Genomic DNA, 1,187 nt, shown 5'->3' with positions numbered 1-1,187 from the left:
TTAGCGTGACCATCGACAGCGCCACGGGCGGTAACTTCGAAAAACTGACCGCAAGCCCCACGCCAGCTTCCACGGTCATCAACGACAGTATCGACACCGTCACTGTCAGCATCGCCAGTAACGGCAATGTGACCGAAGATCAGCAGCCGTCCTTTACGGTCAAAGTCAGTCAAGCCTTGGACCGTCCGCTTACTGTCACCCTGTCCAATGGTGACAAAGTCACCATCGAGGCTGGAAAAACCGAGGTCGAGTACAAGCTCGCCGCACAAGGCGACGATGTCATCAAGGATCCAAGCTCGGTCACGCTAGGTGTGACCGACGCTAGCGTCCCGGGTGCCACGTTCGAAAACCTCGTCATCGGTGGCCCGGCAACAGTCGAAATTTCCGACACCATCAGCGAAGTCATCGCAACCCTTACAGCGGACAAGGCGACTGTTACAGAGGGCGGGCAAGTTACCTACACCGTAACCCTGAGCAACGCTCAAGGCTTGCCTGTCACTCAACATGGGGCACTGACGTTCACGCTGACTGACGGGACCAAAGTCACTATTCCAGCCAACAGCATCTCTGGCAGCACCACCATTGCCGTTGGCGATGATGTGTACATGGGTGGCCAGCCTGCTCTGGCGAACAAGCTGGAGTCGGTTTCAGGTGGGGATAACTTCGAGAAGCTGACGCTGGGCAATGAGGTTGTAACCACTACAGTAACTGACGAGCCGGGCTCGGGTACTCCTGGCACTGGCAACCAAGGTGACCTTGTCCAGGTCACTATCACCGCCGACCAAGCCTCCGTCGCCGAAAACGTCAAACCAACGTTTACCGTCCAGATCAACAAAGCCCTGGCCAACGACTTGGTCGTGACCCTGAGCAACAACGCTCAAGTCACCATCAAGGCTGGTCAGACCTCCGTGTCTTACGAGCACGCGGCACAAGGTGACGACGTTTATAAAGATTCGGGCGAAATCAGCGTGGGCATCAAGTCGGCAGCCGACGCGGGCGGCCGCACCTTCGAAAACCTGCAGCTGGGCAACGATGCCTCGGTCAAGGTCACCGACACCATCGATGAAGTTGTAGCCAAGCTGACCGCGACCACTTCGGTTGCCGAGGGCGGCGAGATCACCTACACCGTGACGCTGACCAATAAAGATGGTCTGCCGATCAACAACCACGCAGAGCTGTACTTCCAT

Annotated in this window: 1 protein-coding gene; it reads left to right on the top strand. The window is 57.0% G+C overall.

The window, feature by feature from the left end; translation table 11 throughout:
- On the top strand, nt 1–1,187 hold a 1,187-nt coding region (locus PFU01S_RS21340; RefSeq protein WP_042139948.1), incomplete at both ends, for an immunoglobulin-like domain-containing protein.

It is taken from the genome of Pseudomonas fulva NBRC 16637 = DSM 17717, assembly GCF_000730565.1.
In the GTDB taxonomy this organism is placed as follows: Bacteria; Pseudomonadota; Gammaproteobacteria; order Pseudomonadales; family Pseudomonadaceae; genus Aquipseudomonas; species Aquipseudomonas fulva.
Note: the sequence above shows the minus strand (reverse complement) of the source record. Positions and strands in the feature narration are given on the sequence as shown.